Source organism: Streptomyces sp. NBC_00414 (assembly GCF_036038375.1).
In the GTDB taxonomy this organism is placed as follows: Bacteria; Actinomycetota; Actinomycetes; order Streptomycetales; family Streptomycetaceae; genus Streptomyces.
In genome coordinates this window covers 6661954-6674119 of record NZ_CP107935.1, presented here as the reverse complement: position 1 = coordinate 6674119, position 12166 = coordinate 6661954, and the positions used below count along the sequence as shown (strand labels likewise).

General features: G+C 69.6%; 13 protein-coding genes. 10 read left to right on the top strand and 3 right to left on the bottom strand.

Annotated elements, in window-relative coordinates:
- Positions 1–114 precede the first annotated feature (114 nt).
- Together OHS59_RS29045 and OHS59_RS29040 are read left to right on the top strand one after the other, a co-directional pair.
- On the top strand, positions 115–1197 hold the full coding sequence (locus OHS59_RS29045) for a mechanosensitive ion channel family protein (protein ID WP_328496292.1): 1083 nt from the start codon (positions 115–117) through the stop codon (positions 1195–1197).
- Between the two features lie 233 nt (positions 1198–1430).
- On the top strand, positions 1431–2057 hold the full coding sequence (locus tag OHS59_RS29040) for a Uma2 family endonuclease (protein WP_328496291.1): 627 nt from the start codon (positions 1431–1433) through the stop codon (positions 2055–2057).
- Positions 2058–2084: 27 nt separating this feature from the next.
- Here OHS59_RS29040 and OHS59_RS29035 read toward each other — a convergent pair whose 3' ends face one another.
- Entirely contained in the window at positions 2085–2240 is a 156-nt protein-coding gene (locus OHS59_RS29035; protein ID WP_328499589.1) for a hypothetical protein, read from the bottom strand.
- Between the two features lie 22 nt (positions 2241–2262).
- Here OHS59_RS29035 and OHS59_RS29030 point away from each other — a divergent pair, with 22 nt between their 5' ends.
- The gene (locus tag OHS59_RS29030; protein WP_328499410.1) at positions 2263–2514 is read left to right on the top strand and encodes a Scr1 family TA system antitoxin-like transcriptional regulator; all 252 of its coding nucleotides are present in this window, start codon (positions 2263–2265) and stop codon (positions 2512–2514) included.
- On the opposite strand, the gene OHS59_RS29025 is transcribed toward OHS59_RS29030, so the two are convergent.
- On the bottom strand, positions 2456–3136 hold the full coding sequence (locus OHS59_RS29025; protein ID WP_328496290.1) for a hypothetical protein: 681 nt from the start codon (positions 3134–3136) through the stop codon (positions 2456–2458). The genes OHS59_RS29030 and OHS59_RS29025 overlap by 59 nt on opposite strands.
- Positions 3137–3138: 2 nt before the next feature.
- Complete coding sequence (locus OHS59_RS29020) at positions 3139–3327, bottom strand: hypothetical protein (RefSeq protein WP_328496289.1); 189 nt, start codon at positions 3325–3327, stop codon at positions 3139–3141.
- A 324-nt stretch (positions 3328–3651) separates the two neighbouring features.
- On the opposite strand from OHS59_RS29020, the gene OHS59_RS29015 reads away from it, so the two are divergent.
- The 7 genes from OHS59_RS29015 to OHS59_RS28985 all read left to right on the top strand — a co-directional run bounded on the left by OHS59_RS29015 (position 3652) and on the right by OHS59_RS28985 (position 12160).
- Positions 3652–4866 (top strand): ROK family transcriptional regulator, encoded by a 1215-nt coding sequence (locus tag OHS59_RS29015; RefSeq protein ID WP_328496288.1) that lies wholly within the window; start codon positions 3652–3654, stop codon positions 4864–4866.
- Between the two features lie 120 nt (positions 4867–4986).
- Positions 4987–6315, top strand: coding sequence for an ABC transporter substrate-binding protein (locus OHS59_RS29010; protein ID WP_328496287.1), 1329 nt, complete (start codon positions 4987–4989; stop codon positions 6313–6315).
- A gap of 6 nt (positions 6316–6321) precedes the next feature.
- Positions 6322–7287 carry a carbohydrate ABC transporter permease gene (locus OHS59_RS29005; protein WP_328496286.1) on the top strand — a complete coding sequence of 322 codons (966 nt, stop codon included), beginning with the start codon at positions 6322–6324 and terminating at the stop codon, positions 7285–7287.
- A 2-nt stretch (positions 7288–7289) separates the two neighbouring features.
- Positions 7290–8207: a carbohydrate ABC transporter permease gene (locus OHS59_RS29000; RefSeq protein WP_328496285.1), complete on the top strand. Its 918-nt coding sequence runs from the start codon at positions 7290–7292 to the stop codon at positions 8205–8207.
- Position 8208: 1 nt separating this feature from the next.
- Positions 8209–9474 (top strand): 6-phospho-beta-glucosidase, encoded by a 1266-nt coding sequence (locus OHS59_RS28995; protein ID WP_328496284.1) that lies wholly within the window; start codon positions 8209–8211, stop codon positions 9472–9474.
- A gap of 56 nt (positions 9475–9530) precedes the next feature.
- Entirely contained in the window at positions 9531–10505 is a 975-nt protein-coding gene (locus tag OHS59_RS28990; protein WP_328499409.1) for an N-acetylglucosamine kinase, read from the top strand.
- Positions 10506–10708: 203 nt separating this feature from the next.
- Positions 10709–12160 (top strand): hypothetical protein, encoded by a 1452-nt coding sequence (locus OHS59_RS28985; protein ID WP_443061520.1) that lies wholly within the window; start codon positions 10709–10711, stop codon positions 12158–12160.
- The last annotated feature ends 6 nt before the right edge of the window (positions 12161–12166 follow it).

Here is a 12166-nt window from a genome sequence, read left to right as displayed (position 1 = left end):
CCTCGAACATGGCAACGATCCACACACAGTGCCCCGTTAGTGTGGTGTTTCCGCCCGTCGCGCCCCACTCGATGTCCTGCCCCGGACGGACCGCTACGCCTGGAGGTACCTGCCGTGTTCTTGTCCGTCCTGTCGGCCGCCGATCCCACCGAGGAACCGACGTCACCGACGCTTGAGGACGCCCAGGAAAGCGCCAACAACGCCGCCAGCTGGGTGGAGCAGAACTGGTCCACCTGGCTCAGCATCGGCCTGCGCGTGCTGCTCATCGTGGTCATCGCGGTGGTGCTGAGAGTCTTCGTCCGGCGGACCATCACGAAGTTCATCGACCGTATGAACCGGACGGCCCAGGCGGTCGACGGCACGGCGCTCGGGGGCCTCCTGGTCAACGTCGAACGCCGTCGTCAGCGCTCCCAGGCCATCGGTTCGGTCCTCCGTTCGGTCGCGTCCTTCCTGATAGTGGGCACGGCCGCGCTGATGATCCTGGGCACGTTCCAGATCAACCTGGCGCCGCTGCTGGCCTCCGCCGGTGTGGCGGGTGTGGCGATCGGTTTCGGCGCCCGCAATCTCGTGACGGACTTCCTCTCCGGCGTCTTCATGATCCTGGAGGACCAGTACGGCGTAGGCGACACGGTCGACGCGGGGGTGGCCTCCGGCGAGGTCATCGAGGTGGGCCTGCGGGTCACCAAGCTGCGGGGCGACAACGGCGAGATCTGGTACGTCCGGAACGGCGAGGTCAAGCGCATCGGCAACCTCTCCCAGGGCTGGGCCACGGCCGGCGTCGACGTCACGGTCCGCTCGGACGAGGACCTGGACCGCGTCCGCTCGGTCCTCGCGGAGGTCGGCGAGGCGATGAGCAAGGACGAGCCCTGGAACGAGCGTCTGTGGGGCCCGATAGAGGTTCTGGGCCTGGACAGCGTCATCCTGGACTCGATGGTGGTCCGCGTCAGCGCGAAGACCATGCCGGGCAAGGCCCTCTCCGTCGAACGCGAACTGCGCTGGCGCATCAAGCAGGCCTTCGACCGCGCGGACATCAGCATCGTGGGCGGCCTCCCGGCCCCGCCGGACGCCGAACCGGCCCCCGACCCGACGGCGGGCATGGCGGCCCCGTCGGCGTACTCCAACACGGGCTCCCCACAGTCCCAGTCGGCGTCCCCGCTGACGCCTCCGGCGGTTGTTCCGTCGAACACGGCGAAGTAGCGGGGAGAGGTTTCTCATACGTGTTCGCGCCTGCGGGGCGGCATCCGGAACGATCCGGAAGCCGCCCCGCACGCGTATACGGCCCGGCACGACCGCCGTAACGGTTCAGCACACTCGTTCGAGTGAACGCCCTCGGTATTCCCAGGTCACATGGGGTCCGGGTGCCGCATGGTTCTGCCGGGGCACCCAGTACCGGCGTAGCCTGGCAACAGCATGGCGAGGGAGAAGCATCAATGAGTGCCGAACTCAGCATGGAGCCGGTCATGACGCAGCAGGACCCCATCGATCTGCTGATCGCGTTCGAGGAGGCGTCCAAGACGCCGATTCGACCCGAGTACGTCGAAGGGACGGTCATCGTGCCGCCGGCACCGAACGACAACCACAATGACGGCACAGGGGAGCTGTTCTTCCAGTTCCGCGTCGCCGGACTCCGCCTGGTGGGCATGGGCAACGGCTACCGGGCAGCTCACAAGGACGGCCGCACCATGGCCCTGCTGATCCCGGACTTCTATGTACGCCGCCGCAAGGCGACGGAGTTGGACGAGTCGTACCGCAGGGCCCACAAGGGCTGGTACCCCATTGACATGATCGCCCTGGTCGGCGAGGTGACCTCCACCAACCACGAGACGGACACCGGCCCCAAGCTGCGCACCTACGCCGCCGCCGACGTCCCCCTCTACGTCCTGATCAACCGTCACCGGAAGACGGCCCACTGCTACTCCGACCCGATCACTCCTGGCGACGACCCCACCGAGGCGTACTACGCCACCGAGATCAAGGTCGAACTGGGCCGCCCGCTCCCGCTGCCCTCCCCGTATCCGACGCTGGAGACGGCTCCCTTCTTGGAGCCGACGGAGTAATCGAGCCGGCGCAACTCCCACTACCAGTCAGCCACCTGCGACTTCACGGTGCGCCGCGAGCACGATGTCTCCGGCTTCCCGGATCGCGCGCTCACGAGTCGCGGGGTCGGGACTACTGAGCGCCTGTTCGGCGGCGTGCTCGCTCGCCGTCAGCGACGGCGTGTGGGAGGACCCGGACGACATCGAGCGCATCGTCGAGGTCCGCATGCGGCGCCAGGCCCGTCTGCACGGAGACCGCCCGCTCCACGTGTACGCGGTCGTCTGGGAAGCGGCACTGCGACAACTGGTCGGCGGACCGGACGTGATGCGGGCCCAGTTGGAGCACCTGTTGCACGTGGCTCAACTTCCCAACGTGCGACTGCAGGTACTGCCGTTCCGCACGGGCGGCCACCCGACCGTCAGTGGCAGTGGCCGTCGGGGTCGCGCTGCGGGCGCCTGCGTAGGCCCTCCGGGGTGAAGGTGAAGGTCGACGGGAACGGCCCGTCCCCGAAGCGCACGCCCAGCAGGACGGGTTGCTGCAGTTCGGGCCACGACGCCTCGTCGCCCGGGGCGCTGCCGTTCCAGAGATGGAAGAACACGATCGGCTCCTCAGGGTTCTCGCCCAGGTAACCGAGTGTCTTGCCGTAGTAGGGGTTCGTCCCCCCGATCAGCAGGGAAGGGGCGCCGAACTCGGCGGTGACATCGGCCCATTCACGATCCCCACTCGCCCATGACCGCGCCCGGTCCCGCAGCGCCCGGTACTCGTCGGATGTCAGGACACGGTCGGGCGCGAGCCAACCGCGGCAGTGGGCGAACTCGGCGTAGATCGAGGTCGTGGTGTTCTCGTCACGGTGCCCCGGAACCATGTCCCAGAACGCGCCCTCCACACCGATGCCGGTCCAGATCCCCCGGTCCTCCCACACATGCTGCTGCTGGGCCCACGCCTCGGGCTCGTTCTCCACGAACAGCAGATGGTCCATCAGCATCTGCTGTACGCCCTCCCTACCGAACATCCCGGGACGGCGCAGGGCGAGGTTCAACTGGCTGACGAGATAGTCGTGTATCTCGTCAGCGGTCGCGAGCGATCTGGTGAGAGGCACGGTCACGAGTCTCCCTTAGGCCGCACCGCGTGTCGCGCACGCTCCCTGAAGCCCCGCAGCAGGTCACCGTCCCGGGCCAGGTCGAACCCGAGCAGAAGCATGGCGGTCGGATGGTAGGTGCCGTTCAGTCCGTACATGCCCGGCCTGTCGCGGATCTGCTCAACGAACTCGATGTACTGCTTGTCGCCCACGCTGCTCCTAAAATCCGAACTTTATGGCGTCAGGCCCCAGCGGATCCCACGGGAACGACGGGGAGTCGCGGCAGCACGCCTGCCAGGGCTCCCCTACGCCGGTCGGCCGCCGATCCGCAGCCGATCCGCCGGCGGGAAGCTCCCCACCCCCACACCCACCCCCAGGTAACGACTCCGTTGCCACCCGAACAACCTGTTGACGCCCCGCCCACCCCCGGCCTACCTTCCTCCCACCGATAGTAAAGTTTCCTAACAGTGATCTTGGTGGACTTCCCGGTGACCGCACTGGGAAGCTGGGAAGCCGAAAGGCAGGTGTCGACAGTCATGGCAGGAACATCCGGTACCCCGGGCACCCCGCGCGTGCTGCGCGCCATGAACGACCGGGCCGCGCTCGACCTCCTGCTGGAGCACGGCCCGCTGTCCCGGACCCGGATCGGCAAGCTGACCGGGCTGTCGAAACCGACCGCCTCACAGCTGCTCGCCCGGCTGGAGGCGGCGGGGCTCGTCGTCGTCACCGGTACCAGTGAAGGACGGCCGGGGCCCAACGCGCAGCTGTACGCGGTCAACCCCGCCGCCGCGTACGCCGCCGGGCTCGACGTGACGCCCGAGCGGATCCTCGCCGCCGTCGCCGACGTGACCGGGCGGACGGTGGGCGAGTACGAACTGCCCACCCCCGGCCGGCGTCCCGCCCACACCGTCGTACGGCAGGTCACCGACGCCCTCGACGGCGCGGTGAAGGCGGCGGGGCTCGTCCGGGCCGACCTCCGGCGCCTCGTCATCGGCACCCCCGGCGCCTTCGACCCGAACACGGGCCGTCTGCGCTACGCCTCGCACCTGCCCGGCTGGCACTCCCCCGCCCTGCTCGACGAACTCGCGGCGGCGCTGCCGATGCCCGTCGAGTACGAGAACGACGTCAACCTCGCCGCCGTCGCCGAACAACGGCTCGGGGCGGCCCGGGGCCACGACGACTTCGTCCTGCTGTGGAACGAGGGAGGCCTGGGCGCAGCCCTCGTGCTCGGCGGACGGCTGCACCGCGGCTGGACCGGCGGCGCGGGCGAGGTCGGCTTCCTCCCCGTGCCCGGCGCGCCCCTCGTCCGGCACGTCACCAAGGCCAACAGCGGTGGCTACCAGGAGCTGGCCGGCTCCCAGGCCATCCCGAAGCTCGCCCGCGAACTCGGGATACGGCCCATCCCCGCAGGGCCCTACAGCGAGGTCGCCGCCGCCCTCGTCGAGCAGGCCGCGGACATCAACGCGGGCCCGCACCGGCGACTCCTGGAGACGTACGCGACCGGCCTCGCCACCGGTCTCGCCTCCCTCGTCTCCGTCCTCGACCCCGAACTCGTCGTCCTCAGCGGCGCCTCGCTCAGCAGGGGCGGCGAACCCCTGCGCGCGCTGGTGCAGGCCGAGCTGGAGGAGCTGGCCGCGTCCCGGCCGCGCCTGGTCGTCGGCGACGTCCATGAACAGCCCGTGCTGCGCGGCGCGTTGGAGAGCGCGCTCGCGGCCACCCGCGACGAGGTCTTCGACACCTCGGCCCACTGAACAGCCCCCGACCGGCCCGCTGAAGGGCCCCTGAACCCGGCACCCGCCCCGACCTCACCACCCTGCTCCCCCTTTCCTCTTCCCCCGTCCAGCCCGCCCTGCTCATAGGGAGACCCCGTCATGCCCGGAATGCCCCGTAAAGCGGTGCTCGCCGCCGCGTCGATAGCCCTCCTCGCCACCGGCTGTACCGGCCAGTCCGACTCCGGTGCCACGGACGATCCGAACGCGAGGACCACGATCACGTTCTGGCACGGCTGGAGCGCGCCCGCCGAGGTGAAGGCGATCCAGGAGAACATCGGCCGCTTCGAGAAGGCGCACCCCAACATCAAGGTGAAGGTCGTCGGCAACATCAACGACGACAAGCTCAACCAGGCGCTGCGCGCGGGCGGTTCGAACGGGCCCGACGTGGTGTCCTCGTTCACCACGTCCAACGTCGGCAAGTTCTGCTCGTCCGGCGCCTTCGCCGACCTGAAGCCCTTCATCGAGAAGTCGAAGCTCGACCTCGACGCGATCATCCCGAAGCCGATGCTGGAGTACACCCAGTTCGAGGGCACGCGCTGCGCGCTGCCGCTGCTCGGCGACGCCTACGGCCTCTACTACAACAAGGCCGCCTTCGAGGCGGCCGGCATCAAGGCACCGCCGAAGACGTGGACCGAGTTCGCGAAGGACGCGAAGAAGCTGACGAAGTCCAAGGGCGACTCGTACGCGCAGCTCGGCTTCATGCCGAACTACCACGGCTACGAGACCGTGGTGGACCACTACATGTCGCAGTGGGACCACTCCTACTTCGACAAGAGCGGCAAGTCGAGCATCGCCGAGGACCCGGCCTTCGCCGAGATGTTCACGTACCAGAAGAAGCTCGTCGACGATCTCGGCGGCTTCCAGAAGCTGGAGCGGTACCGCAACACGTTCGGCGACGAGTGGGGCGCCAAGCACCCCTTCCAGACCGGGCAGGTCGCGATGCAGCTCGACGGCGAGTGGCGGCTCGGCATGGCACAGGACGCGGGCGTGAAGTTCGAGATCGGTACCGCTCCGATGCCCGTGGCCGACGACGAGGTGGACGAGTACGGCAAGGGTTTCCTCTCCGGCACGATCATGGGTATCGCGCCGCAGAGCAAGAAGCAGAACGCGGCCTGGGAACTGATGAAGTACATGACGACCGACACGGAGGCCGTCGTCTCGTTCGCCAACGCCATCCACAACGTGCCGTCCACGTTCGACGCGCTCAAGTCGCCCGACCTGAAGGTCGACGGCGGCTTCAAGACCTTCGTGGACATCGCCCAGCACCCGCGGTCCAACACGCCGCCGGCCTCCGTCAACGGCGCGACGTACCAGACGACCCTGCAGGACTTCGGCTACCAGTACGAGTCCGGCAAGGTGAAGGATCTGAAGGCCGGTCTGGAGAAGACCGCCGACCAGATCGACCGTGACATCGAGCAGGCGAAGTAGCGCCCCATGTCCACACACCCCATGTCCACGCGGCCCACGCCCACGCTGCGGGTGAAACGCAGGAAACAGGCTCTGCGCACGGCCGCCTTCATGTCGCCGTGGCTGATCGGCTTCAGTGTCTTCTTCGCGTACCCGCTGGTCTCGACCGTGTACTTCTCGTTCATGAAGTACGACGGCTTCGGTGTCCCCGAGTTCAGGGGTCTTGGCAACTGGAGTTACGTCCTCAACGACTACCCCATGTTCTGGCCGGCGCTGCGCAACACCCTGTGGCTGGTGCTCGTCATGGTCACCTTCCGGGTCCTCTTCGGCCTGGGGATCGGCCTGCTGATCACGAAGATCAAGACCGGCACGGGCGTCTTCCGCACGCTGTTCTACCTGCCCTACCTCGCGCCGCCCGTCGCCGCCACGCTGGCCTTCGTGTTCCTGCTCAACCCGGGTACGGGACCGGTCAACTCGGTGCTGGGCGACCTGGGTCTGCCGACGCCCGGCTGGTTCACGGACGCCACCTGGTCCAAGCCCGCCCTCACCATGCTGGCCCTGTGGGGCGTCGGCGACCTGATGGTCATCTTCATGGCCGCGCTGCTCGACGTACCGAAGGAGCAGTACGAGGCCGCCGAGCTGGACGGCGCGTCCGCCTGGCAGCGGTTCCGGTTCGTGACGCTGCCGAACATCTCGCCGATCGTGATGTTCGCGGTGGTCACGGGTGTCATCCAGACGATGCAGTACTACACGCAGCCGCTGGTCGCGGGGAAGGTCGCCTCCGGGATCATCGGCGGCTCGGGCCAGCAGTTCGAACCGGGATACCCCGACAAGTCGACGCTCACCCTGCCGCAGCTCGTCTACAACCTCGGCTTCCAGCGGTTCGACTACGGCTCCGCGTGCGTGGTCGCGCTGGTGCTGTTCGCCCTGTCCATGGCGTTCACCGCACTCCTGATGCGGCGCCGGGGCGGTCTCATCCAGGCAGGTGACTGACCATGACGCAGACGACCGAGACGCGCCCCCTGGACGAGCCCGTGAAGCCGGGCACACCGAAGGAGCCCGTCACCCCCGCCGAGCGCACCGCCCGCCGCAAGGCGCTCCTGGAGTGGATCGCCGTGCACGCGCTCGGCGTCGCCGCCGCGCTGTTCGTCGTCCTGCCCTTCGTGTTCGTCGTGCTCACCTCCCTGATGAGCGACAACCAGACCCTCACCAGGGACCTCGTCCCGGACACCTGGGAGTGGGGCAACTACGCGAAGGTCTTCGACACCCCCGGCTTCCTCACCTGGTGGAAGAACACCCTCCTGTACGCGGGCGTGGGCACCGCGCTGACGGTCGCGTCCTCGATCCCGGTGGCGTACGCGCTCGCCAAGTTCCGCTTCCGTGGCCGGAACCTGTCGATGATGCTGGTCATCTCGATGATGATGCTGCCGCCGCAGGTCATCATCATCCCGATGTACTTGTTCTGGGCGAAGCAGCTGGATCTGTCGGGCACGCTGTGGCCGCTGATCATCCCGATGGCGTTCGGCGACGCGTTCTCCATCTTCCTGCTGCGGCAGTTCCTGATGACGATCCCGAACGAGTACATCGACGCCGCGAAGGTCGACGGCTGCGGCGACCTGAAGACACTGCTGAAGGTCGTGCTGCCGATGGCCAAGCCGGGCATCGCGGCCGTCGCACTCTTCCAGTTCTTCTACGCCTGGAACGACTACTTCGGGCCGCAGATCTACGCGTCCGAGAACCCCGGCGCCTGGACCCTGAGCTACGGCCTGGAGTCCTTCAAGGGCGCGCACCACACCGACTGGAATCTGACGATGGCCGCGACCGTCCTGGTCATGGCCCCCGTGATCCTCGTGTTCTTCTTCGCTCAGAAGGCGTTCGTCGAGGGCGTCACGCTCACCGGAGTGAAGGGCTGACATGAAACTCGCAGTAGTGGGCGGGGGTTCGACCTACACCCCTGAACTCATCGACGGATTCGCGCGGCTGCGGGACACGCTGCCCGTGGAGGAGCTGGTCCTCGTCGACCCGGCGCCGGACCGGCTGGAGCTGGTCGGCGGTCTGGCCCGGCGCATCTTCGCCAAACAGGGGCACCCCGGCCGCATCACCACGACCGGCGACCTCGACGCGGGCGTGGACGGCGCCGACGCCGTGCTGCTCCAGCTCCGCGTGGGCGGCCAGGCCGCCCGCAACGAGGACGAGACCTGGCCGCTGGAGTGCGGCTGCGTCGGTCAGGAGACCACCGGCGCGGGCGGCCTCGCCAAGGCGCTGCGTACGGTCCCGGTGGTGCTCGACATCGCCGAGCGCGTCCGGCGTGCCAACCCGGACGCCTGGATAATCGACTTCACCAACCCCGTCGGCATCGTGACCCGCGCCCTCCTCCAGGCCGGTCACAGGGCGGTCGGGCTGTGCAACGTGGCGATCGGCTTCCAGCGCAAGTTCGCCGGGCTCCTCGGGGTCGCCCCCACCGATGTGCATCTGGACCATGTGGGCCTCAACCACCTCACCTGGGAGACCCATGTGCGACTGGGCGGCCCCGACGGCGAGAACGTCCTGCCGAAGCTGCTCGCCGAGCACGGTGACGCCATCGCCGGTGACCTGCGTCTGCCGACCGCCGTCCTCGACCGCCTGGGTGTCGTCCCGTCCTACTACCTGCGCTACTTCTACGCGCACGACGAGGTCGTACGGGAGCTGGGTACGAAGCCGTCGCGGGCCGCGGAAGTGGCGGAGATGGAGCGGGAGTTGCTGAAGATGTACGGCGACCCGGCGCTCGACGAGAAGCCGGCGCTGCTGGCGAAGCGGGGCGGGGCCTACTACTCGGAGGCCGCCGTAGACCTCGCCGCGTCCCTGCTGGGCGGCGGCGGGAGCCCGTACCAGGTGGTGAACACCCACAACCGGGGGACGCTGCCGTTCCTGCCCGACGACGCCGTGATCGAGGTGCAGGCGGCGGTCGGGCACTCCGGGGCCGTCCCGCTGCCGGTGGCGCCGGTGGACCCGCTGTTCGCGGGGCTGATGGCGAACGTCACCGCGTACGAGGACCTGGCTCTGGAGGCCGCCCTGCGCGGGGGCCGCGAGCGGGTGTTCCGGGCGTTGCTCGCGCATCCCCTGGTCGGCCAGTACGAGCTGGCCGACGGACTCACCGACCGGCTGATCGCGCACAACCGGGAGCACCTCGCGTGGGCATGACCGCGTCCGGCCCCACCGCCCACACGGGGCCCGAACACACCGACCCCGGCGCCCGCATGGAGGCCGAACACACCGTCCTCGCCGTGGACGCCGGGAACAGCAAGACCGACGTCGCGGTCGTGGCGGGCGACGGGAGTGTGCTCGCCACGGCGCGCGGCGGCGGGTTCCGGCCGCCCGTCGTCGGGGTCCGGCAGGCGGTGGACACGCTCGCCGACGCCGTCGGGCGGGCGTTCGCCGCGGCGGGCGTCACCGCCGTCGGCCATGTCTCCGCGTGCCTCGCCAACGCCGATCTGCCCGTGGAGGAGGAGCAGTTGGCCGCCGCGCTGCACGCGCGCGCGTGGGGGACGACCGTGGAGGTCCGCAACGACACCTTCGCGATACTGCGGGCGGGCGTCGAGGAGCCGCGGGGCGTCGCCGTGGTGTGCGGAGCGGGCATCAACTGCGTGGGCATGCGCCCCGACGGCCGGGTCGCCCGCTTCCCCGCCCTGGGCCGGATCTCCGGTGACTGGGGCGGCGGCTGGGGTCTGTCCGAGGAGGCGCTGTGGCACGCGGCGCGCGCCGAGGACGGCCGGGGCGCCGCGACCGAGCTGGCCCGCGCCCTGCCCGCGCACTTCGGCCTCCCCACGATGTACGCGCTGATCGAGGCCCTGCACCTGGGGCATGTGGAGGACGTGCGGCGCCACGAGCTGACGCCGGTCCTGTTCGCCACGGCCGCCGGCGGCGACCCGGTCGCCCGCGCCCTCGTCGACCGGCTGGCGGACGAGATCGTGAGCATGGCGGTCGTCGCCCTGACCCGGCTCGACCTGCTGGACGAGGAGGCGCCGGTCCTCCTCGGCGGAGGCGTCCTGGCCGCCCGCCACCCCCAACTCGACGACCGGGTGAGGGAGCTGCTGGCCGAGCGGGCCCCCAAGGCCGTACCCCGCGTCGTCACCGCCCGGCCGGTCCTCGGATCGGCGCTCCTCGGGCTGGACCACCAGGGCGCCCCGGCCCGGGCGCACGCCCGCGTAAGAGAGTTTTACGACAGGGTCTGAGCGCGCCGGGAACCGAACAGTTCGGGTTGGCGTATTCATGAGCAGGGGTGGTGCGAGATCTTCGCTGTGCCGCAATCCGACCAAGATCGCGTCAAGGCCTGTTCGGATGTCGGTCCCGGCGGCGATACTTGCGGCCGTGCGTCTCTTCCCGTGCTGACCGGCGCCGGGCGGAGGTGACCGGCGACGACCATGGGGGAGGTCAGGTGACATACCAGCAGCAGAGCACCGCGGCGCCACCGGCAGCGCGGGCGGGCACGTCTCCTGCGATCCCGCCGCAGGCTCCGCCACCGGGGCCGCAGGGGCGGCCGGGGGTGCCCGGGCCGCCGCGGCGCACCGCGTGGGCGGAGGGCGTCGACCGGCTGCGGGCCGGGGCGACCACCGAGCCCGGGCGGCTGCGCGTCATCGGCGCCGTCATCGCCGTCCTGGTCGTCGCGTTCGGCGCGGTCACCGCCTGGGAGATGACGGAACGTTCGGCCGCCGCCGACGACGTACTGCACAGCAGCCAGCCGCTGAGCGCGGACGCGGCGGACATCTACCGTTCCCTCGCCGACGCCAACACGGCGGCCTCCAGCGGCTTCCTCGCGGGCGGCCAGGAGACGGAAGCCTCCCGCGAGCTGTACGAGAAGGACATCAGGGTGGCCGCCGACAAGCTGGTGACCGCCGCGGCCAACTCCGAGCCGGGCTCCGCCTCGGAGAAGACCATCACCAAGCTCAACAAGATGCTTCCCGAGTACAAGGGCCTGGTCGAGCGGGCCCGCGCCAACAACCGGCAGGGCTACCCCCTCGGCGGCGCCTACCTGCGGTACGCGAACTCGAAGATGCAGATCATGCTCGACGACGCCGAGAGTCTCTACACGGTGGAGAACCGGCGGCTGCGCTCCGACTACGACGACGCGACGCCCTATCCGTGGATCGCGATCGGCGCGGGTGTGGTGGCCATCGGAGGCCTCGTGTGGGCCCAGCGGCGCAACTACCGCCGGACGAACCGCGTTCTGAACCACGGGCTGGTGGCCGCCACGGCCGCCACGACGGTCGTCCTGCTCTGGCTGGTGGTCGGCCACACCGTCGCCCGCGCCGGGCTGAACGACTCGTACGACCACGGTGTGCGCTCGCTGAACACGCTCAACGACGCCCGGCTCGCCTCGCTCAAGGCCCGCAGCAACGAGAATCTGACGCTGGTCTCGCGCGGCGCGGAGACCAAGAAAGTGGTCACCGAAGCCGGGACGGAGATCGTGGACACGTACGACTACGACTTCGACCAGCAGATGAAGGAACTCACCACGAAACTGGCCGCCGCCGCGGACCTCGCCGACGACACCACGGGCGTGAAGCCGGTCGAGGCCGCGACGGGCAACATGAAGGTCTGGAAGCAGCGGCACGGGGAAGCCCGCGAGCAGGACGAGCTGGGCAACTACCAGGGCGCGCTCGCCAGGGTCATCGGCTCGAAGGCGGACAAGCCGACGGGCGAGTGCTTCGAGAGCGTGGACAAGAACCTGGACATCGCGCTCAAGCACGAGCGCGCCGAGTTCGAGCGGGCGGCCGGTGACGGGCGGGGCGCGATGAACGGCCTCGTGGCGGGCGCCGCGGTGCTGGCGGTGCTGGCCGCGGCCGGCGCGGTCCTCGGCATCGGGCGCAGGCTGTCGGAGTACCGGTGAGAGGGG

Coding starts and splice junctions, on each gene's coding strand:
- OHS59_RS29000 (WP_328496285.1), top strand. CDS start 7,290: ATGACGCAGACGACCGAGACGCGCCCCCTGGACGAGCCCGTGAAGCCG.
- OHS59_RS29010 (WP_328496287.1), top strand. CDS start 4,987: ATGCCCGGAATGCCCCGTAAAGCGGTGCTCGCCGCCGCGTCGATAGCC.
- OHS59_RS29035 (WP_328499589.1), bottom strand. CDS start 2,240: ATGTCGTCCGGGTCCTCCCACACGCCGTCGCTGACGGCGAGCGAGCAC.
- OHS59_RS29005 (WP_328496286.1), top strand. CDS start 6,322: ATGTCCACACACCCCATGTCCACGCGGCCCACGCCCACGCTGCGGGTG.
- OHS59_RS28990 (WP_328499409.1), top strand. CDS start 9,531: ATGGAGGCCGAACACACCGTCCTCGCCGTGGACGCCGGGAACAGCAAG.
- OHS59_RS28995 (WP_328496284.1), top strand. CDS start 8,209: ATGAAACTCGCAGTAGTGGGCGGGGGTTCGACCTACACCCCTGAACTC.
- OHS59_RS29030 (WP_328499410.1), top strand. CDS start 2,263: ATGCGGCGCCAGGCCCGTCTGCACGGAGACCGCCCGCTCCACGTGTAC.
- OHS59_RS29015 (WP_328496288.1), top strand. CDS start 3,652: ATGGCAGGAACATCCGGTACCCCGGGCACCCCGCGCGTGCTGCGCGCC.
- OHS59_RS29040 (WP_328496291.1), top strand. CDS start 1,431: ATGAGTGCCGAACTCAGCATGGAGCCGGTCATGACGCAGCAGGACCCC.